Raw genomic sequence first — 5440 nt, forward strand, 5'->3', positions numbered from 1 at the left:
CTGTCACGGCAGCTGCGATCGTGGGAACGCTCATCGGTTCCAAGCTCGCAGGCCGGATCCCCGAAGCCGCCCTCCGAAAAGCGTTCGGTTGGTTCGTCCTGGCTATGGGCACCTTTGTCCTGACCCAGCAGGCCCCTGAGGATCTGCGCTGGATCATCCTCGGCAGTGTCGCTGCCCTGGCCGTGCTCGCTGCCGTCATCTGCTGGTTCTTCGTCCGGGCATGCCCCCTCAGGACACGGGTCCGCGACAACGGGCACCGCAACCTGGGCTCCGGGCGAGCGAAACACTCAACCGCCTAAGCCAAAGTGCCGCTTCAGGCAGTACCACTTCAGCAAAGAACACACCCGCACCAGAAACAAAATCAACAACCGAACCAGAACCACCCAAGGAGGCAAAACAATGTCCGAAATCACCATCACCGAAGCCGAGAAGCGCCGTAGCACGGATCAGATCCTCGACGTCCGGGAAGACTTTGAAGTCGCCCAGGGAACAATCCCTGGCGCCCTGCACATCCCCCTGGGGGACCTGGGTGCACGTCTGTCTGAACTCGACAGGGCTGTACCGGTGATCGCCGTCTGCCGCAGCGGAAACCGCAGCGCCACCGCCGCAGACGCCCTGAATCAGGCCGGCTTCACCGCAGACACCATGGCCGGGGGCATGACCGCCTGGCAGGAGGCCGGCCTGCCCACCACCTAAAAGATCCTGCCCGGCCCCAAAGGTTCGCCCACGACGGGCCGAAAGGAGCAAAAAATGCGCAGCGGTGGAATCACTGAGTGGTACCGCAACGGGCACTCGGTCACGTATGCCACAGCCAGTGAAAACGTCACCGGTAACCGCCCGAAGAGACCTTCTTCCTGACCTCTTGGGGCCGTGCTGAACAAGCTCCGCCGAACCAGATAAACAAAACTAGACTGACCGGAATAAGCAAGCCTCAGCTTGACCTCTTCTATACCCCTAGGGGTATTGTTGTTCCTGAATCCTTTTACGAAACAAGGCCCCCCGATTTTGAGGAGAAAGAGAATCATGGACGTTATTGTCATTGACACCCCGCAGCTCGGGGACCGCAGCTACCTGATCCACGACGGGCAGGTAGCCCTGGTCATCGACGCCCAGCGCGACATCGACCGAGTCGAGTCCATCGTGGAAGAAGCCGGCGTGAAGCTCACCCACGTGGCCGAAACCCACATCCACAATGACTACGTCACCGGCGGGCTCGTCCTGGCCCAGAAGCACGGGGCCGACTACCTGGTCAACGCCGCCGATGACGTGTCCTTTGAACGCAGCCCGATCGCCGACGGCCAGACCGTGCAGGTCGGGGAACTCTCGGTCAAGGCGGTAGCCACACCCGGCCATACCCACCACCACCTCTCCTTCGTCGTCGAGCACGACGGGCAGCAGGCCGTGTTCTCCGGAGGCAGTGTTCTTTACGGTTCGGTGGGCCGCACTGATCTGCTGGGCTCCGAGCACACTGTCGGGCTGACCCACGACCAGTACGCCTCCGCCCGCCGCCTGGCGAAAGAGGCAACGGAAAAGGCAGCCCTGTACCCGACTCACGGGTTCGGTTCCTTCTGCTCTTCCGGCCCCGCAACAGGGGCCTCCGAATCCACGCTGGGCGAGCAGTTCTCCACCAACCACGTCTACACCGAGGCCGACGAGGAACACTTCGTCTCCGAACTCATCGCCAACCTCAGCGCCTACCCCAGCTACTACGTGCACATGGGACCGGCCAACGCCGCCGGCCCCACCGAACCGAACCTCGAGGTGCCCGATTCCCTGGACCCTGAGGAGCTGAAGGCACGCCTGGAGGCCGGGGAGTGGGTGGTGGACCTGCGTAACCGGGTCGCCTACTCCGCCGAACACCTGAAGGGGACCATCAGTTTCGAGTACGGCAACGGGGCAAGCTTCACCACCTTCCTGGGCTGGGTATTCCCCTACGACCAGCAACTGACCCTCGTCGGCTCCCGCGATGACGTCGAGAACGCGATCCGCGACCTGTCCAGAATCGGCATCGACTCACCCGATGCGGCCGTGGGCGAGAACCCCGCCGAGCTCGCCCCAGACGTTCCGGCCACGTCCTACCCGCGGGTGGGATGGGACGGCGTATTGGCCGACCGTCCTGCCGGGGAAACGATCCTGGACGTGCGCCGGGTGGAGGAATACGAGGCCTCCCGCATCGAGGGTGCGGTCAACATTCCGCTGCACGAACTCCTCACCCGCATGGACGAAGTGCCCGCCGGCCGCCTGTGGGTGCACTGCGGTTCCGGCTACCGCTCCGGAGTGGCCGCCAGCCTGCTCGAGCGTGCAGGCAAGGAACCGGTGCACATCGACGCGATGTTCGACGAGGCCGCCGACGCCGGCCTGCCCATGGCCAGCTGACCCGCTTCCGGCAGCTACATCCCGCATTCTTCCCGGGCCCGGCGGGCGGGTAGGGCATCCTGCCCGCCCACGCCGGTGACCTTCCCCTCTAATCCAACACACCAGAAAGAGTGCAGATGGCCAGCCTTGCCGTAGCTCCACCCCGGAACCAGACACGCAGTCTGACCGGCATGGGCGTCACCGTCCTGGGACTGCACGTCGCCGGGTGGGGGGCCCTGTTCGGCTGGTTGCTGCCGGCCCAGGAGGCAGCCGGAGCCAACCCGGGTCTGCTGCTGGGTCTGGCCGTGGGCGCCTACGCCCTGGGCGTGCGCCACGCTTTCGACGCCGATCATATCGCCGCGATCGACAACGCCACCCGCCAGTTCCTCACCCGGGGCCGCACCACCGCGACCACCGGATTCTGGTTCGCGCTGGGACACTCTTCGGTGGTCATGCTCTCTGTGCTTCTGCTGGCCCTTGGTGTGGAGGCCTTCGCCGGCGGACTGGCCGATGAGAACTCCACCTTGCGTCAGGCCGCCGGTATCTGGGGCGGGACCGTCTCCGGACTGTTCCTGCTTACCGCAGGGATCTTGAATATGCCGGCCTTGCGGTCCCTGCACCGGTTGCGCCGCACCATGAGGAACGCGCCGGTCGATGACGCCGAGCTGCACACCCACCTGAACCGGCGCGGGGTGCTGCACCGGGTGCTGCACCCGCTCACCCGGGCCGTGGACCGTCCCGTGAAGATGTACCCGGTCGGGTTCCTCTTCGGGCTCGGCCTGGACACCGCGGCCTCCATCAGCCTCTTCGTCGTGGCCGGGACCCTGGCCCCGTCGCTACCCTGGTACGCCGCGATGGTGCTTCCGGTGCTGTTCACCGCCGGGATGACCGCCTTCGACAGCGCCGACGGATTGATGATGGCCAGAATCTACACCCGGGCATCCGGTGACGCCCGCCGCACGGTTGACTACAACCTCGTCGTCACCGGTGTCTCGGTGTTCATCGCCTTCCTCATCGGCGGAACGGGCCTGCTTTCCGTAGCCGCCGAGCTCCTCCAACCGTCCGGCGGGATCCTGGAAGCGCTCACTACCGTGGACCTGAACTTCCTCGGAATCGCCGTGATCGCCTTATTCGCCCTGATCTGGATGGCCACCGCCGCCGCCACGCGCAAGGCCAAGCCCTCTGCCGCGGCCCTGCCCTTCGGGACACAACAGCTGTGAAGGGCCCGACGACGCCCAGGGGGAGCGAACCGCTCAACACTGACCTGAGCACGAACTACGAGAGATCTGACCACGTACTGACAAGAGAGAAGGAGCATGATCATGATGAACGGCGGCATGGGCGGTATGGGATTGATGTGGATCTTCGGGCTACTGGTGCTCGTGGCGGTGATTGTGTTGATTGTCGTGCTGGTAAAAGCCTTCTCCGGCAGGTCCCCAAACACGGGCGGGCCCGGCGCCGGCCGTGAGTCCGGCACGGGAACAAGCCGGCGGATCCTCGAAGAACGCTACGCCCGCGGGGAGATCAGCACCGAGGAGTACCGCGAACGACTGCTGGCCCTGGAAGAGGGAGACCGGTGAACCCGCTGACCCGCCGCCAACGCCCGCCGCGCCTGGGCGGACACCCCTGCCGTCCGTAAAGCGCCGGAGAAACACAAACCCTCAGCAACCAGCAACCCGAGCTCGAGGCCGGCCACGACAACCAGACCCACGTAACACCCCAAGCTCACCCCGCATTCGCGACGGTACCGAGGGTGAATCAAGACCTTTTCAAGATGCCCACCCATAAAACTACTACTATCTCCGATAGTAGAATATTGACCGATAGTAACCACCAAAAAGGAGACCTCTTATGATCACCGCTACAATCTCAACCTTGGCCGCCGCAACCGCACTAGCCGGAGGGGCTGTCATCGGCACCTCCGCACCCGCCACCGGGCCCGCGGCCCCGGCTCCGGCTCCGGGCGTGTCCGTGTCCGAGACCCAGCACCAGGACAGGAACGCCGGCAATCACGACCACCCGGACACGGAACAGATGGCACAGATGCACGAGCAAATGATGGGCGGCGACTCCGGCATGGGTGGAGGAATGATGGGCGGCGACTCCGGCATGGGCATGGAGTAGGTATTAACTGCTCACTCTCGTTTTCAATCTTCGGGAGCGGCCTCCCCGACGAACCTGCACGCGCACGGGCTGCGCCTCTCCCCTGAGTGGAACGGCGACAACCCCTTCCTGAACATCGGCCCGGCAGAGTCCTTTGATTATGAGTTCGTCCGCCCGAGGTGATTCCGGTAATCCGGGAGCGCACATCAGGGTCCCTGTTAGTAGGAGCTCCCCTTCAACCCATCATCTGCCGCGTCCGGCTGACCTCAGCGAGATCGCCGGAGGAATCCAGGGGCAGGTCTGAGACCACCATGACTACACCAAGGAATTTGTTCAGCAGCCTCTCGGCCAATTGCCTTGGCCGGAGTGCTACTTGGGAACTGGTCTCTACCGGGACCTGATCCCGTGGCGTTCCAGGGCGTAGGTGTAAGCAGGGTCGTTCTCACTAATTTCCGTTCCCGCATCTGCGGTGAGGGCGTCGTCCATCAGGCCGACATCAGCGCGCCTGAGCCAGAACGCCCAGCAATAGCCGTTGCCCTGGTCCACGGCACCGTGCTTTGAGGGGAATCGGATGCCCATCGGATACGACCCGTCATCAAGGAGTTGGTCCCGGATCCATGATGCGAGGATGGTCGTGACTTCCCGTCGGCCGCTGGTGACTTCGGCCAACGTCAGGGTTTCTTCCACCTCGACGTCGTACAGCAGGCTGCCGAGCGCTCCGTTGAGTGCGGCGAGAGTCTCGGAATGAGCAATATCAACCCACGGGCCGGGCTCGAACCGCAATGAGTAGAGCAGGCGTCCGTCACGCCAGTTGGCGGGAATCCACCCCGGAATCATGTGCCCGTTGGCGTGCCACTGCTCTTCAACTTCCCGCCTGATGGCCTCTACGGGTTCGCCGAAGAACGCGGCGGTCTTTCTCAGGTACGCATCGTGCGATACGGTCATCCGAGCCCACGACAAGGCTTCAAGCAGCGCAGTCGTG

At 64.1% G+C, this 5440-nt stretch carries 6 protein-coding genes and 1 pseudogene; 6 read left to right on the top strand and 1 reads right to left on the bottom strand.

The annotated features are described in order from the left end of the window. From X803_RS16795 to X803_RS0100255, 6 genes and pseudogenes are all read left to right on the top strand, one after another. Positions 1–299, top strand: a pseudogene (locus X803_RS16795) (hypothetical protein); the annotation flags it as partial. Between the two features lie 100 nt (positions 300–399). Then, positions 400–696 carry a rhodanese-like domain-containing protein gene (locus tag X803_RS0100235; protein ID WP_026543551.1) on the top strand — a complete coding sequence of 99 codons (297 nt, stop codon included), beginning with the start codon at positions 400–402 and terminating at the stop codon, positions 694–696. A gap of 327 nt (positions 697–1023) precedes the next feature. Continuing rightward, entirely contained in the window at positions 1024–2376 is a 1353-nt protein-coding gene (locus X803_RS0100240) for an MBL fold metallo-hydrolase (RefSeq protein WP_026543552.1), read from the top strand. 116 nt (positions 2377–2492) lie between these two features. Next, positions 2493–3575, top strand: a complete 1083-nt coding sequence (locus tag X803_RS16800) for a HoxN/HupN/NixA family nickel/cobalt transporter (protein ID WP_051470290.1) — start codon at positions 2493–2495, stop codon at positions 3573–3575. Positions 3576–3677: 102 nt separating this feature from the next. Then, positions 3678–3935 carry an SHOCT domain-containing protein gene (locus X803_RS0100250; protein ID WP_216699014.1) on the top strand — a complete coding sequence of 86 codons (258 nt, stop codon included), beginning with the start codon at positions 3678–3680 and terminating at the stop codon, positions 3933–3935. Positions 3936–4206: 271 nt separating this feature from the next. After that, complete coding sequence (locus tag X803_RS0100255; RefSeq protein WP_026543554.1) at positions 4207–4479, top strand: hypothetical protein; 273 nt, start codon at positions 4207–4209, stop codon at positions 4477–4479. A gap of 366 nt (positions 4480–4845) precedes the next feature. On the opposite strand, the gene X803_RS0100265 is transcribed toward X803_RS0100255, so the two are convergent. Then, positions 4846–5440: hypothetical protein (locus tag X803_RS0100265; protein ID WP_216699015.1), on the bottom strand; the 595-nt coding region annotated here is incomplete at its 5' end.

The organism is Arthrobacter sp. 35/47 (genome assembly GCF_000520475.1).
In the GTDB taxonomy this organism is placed as follows: Bacteria; Actinomycetota; Actinomycetes; order Actinomycetales; family Micrococcaceae; genus Arthrobacter_D; species Arthrobacter_D subterraneus.